Annotated in this window: 1 protein-coding gene; it reads right to left on the bottom strand. The window is 69.7% G+C overall.

Translation table 11 applies throughout. The features are described from left to right. The coding region (locus tag sphsw_RS15960) for a phage major capsid protein (protein WP_042467544.1) at window positions 1-816 on the bottom strand (816 nt) is incomplete at its 3' end. Between the last annotated feature and the right edge of the window lie 310 nt (window positions 817-1,126).

Genomic DNA, 1,126 nt, shown 5'->3' with positions numbered 1-1,126 from the left:
CAGCGCATTCGCCGCGATGTCCGGCATGTCCTCCGCCTCGATCACCGGATAGCCGAGCAACGTCGCCGGCTGCCCCGCCGCCAGCGACGGCGCCCACACGAACGCCCCGTCGCTCGTCTTGAACTTGCGGATCCGCGCCAGCGTGCTCGCATTCATCACGAAGCTCGCCCCCTGCCGATACGGCGCGCGCAGCGCCTGGACGAGGTCGATCAGCCGCTCCTGCGGGCTCGCCGAGAAATCCCCCGCCGTCCCGGAGGCCAGATATTGCAGCGTCCCGAACGCCCGCGTCCCGTCCGCGGTCGCCGCGGTCGGCTGCGTCAGGAACCCCTTGGGCCGCCCGCTGCCCGATCCGCCGACGAACGCCGCGCCTTCCGCCTTGGCGAATTCCATCGCGATCTCGCCCGCCAGCCACGCCTCGACGTCGAACGCCGCATCGTCGAGCATCGCCTGGCTCGCCGCCGGATTGGCATAGAGCTCGCCGGTCGGCGGCACGATCTCGACGAACACCGGCGTCGCCGTCTCGGGCCGCGCCGCATTCTCCGCCGCCCAGCCGGACGGCGTGCCCCCCGTCGTGACCAGCTTGCGATACCCCGCGCTGCCCACCTTCACGACATTGGCGATCCCCCGGATCGGCGAGATACCTTTGAGCACCGCATCGATCTGCGCATCCACCTCGCGCGGCACCGCATAGCCGCCCGCATCGCCCGAGACCCCGGTAAACGCCTTCATCTCGATCGTCGCACCACTCCGCACGAACCCCGCAAACGCGCCCAAGGGCGCCGCCCCCTCCAGCATCGGCCGATCCATCACCGTCATGTCCATCTCCTCACCAGAAACAAAAAAAGGCGCCCCGAAGGACGCCTGAAAAACCGTGTGTGGGTGCGGAGCACGCGAGGCCAACGCCCCCGTCCCAACCACCCCTCACCCTCCCGTCGCCTGACGGCTCCTCCCTCCCTCTCCCCCCAAGGGGAGAGGGACCCTAAAACCCCTCTCCCCTTGGGGGAGAGGGAGGGGCCCACGCAAAGCGTGGGAGGGTGAGGGCACGTGAGGCTAAGACCCGCCCCCCACCACCTCCACCCGAGCCAGTCCCTGCATAGGCACCCCCACCAGACTCACCTCGACCAGC

It is taken from the genome of Sphingomonas sp. FUKUSWIS1 (assembly GCF_000733135.1).
Classification (GTDB): Bacteria; Pseudomonadota; Alphaproteobacteria; order Sphingomonadales; family Sphingomonadaceae; genus Sphingomonas; species Sphingomonas aerolata.
The sequence above is the reverse complement of the archived record's forward strand: the minus strand, read 5'-3'. Positions and strand labels throughout refer to the sequence as shown.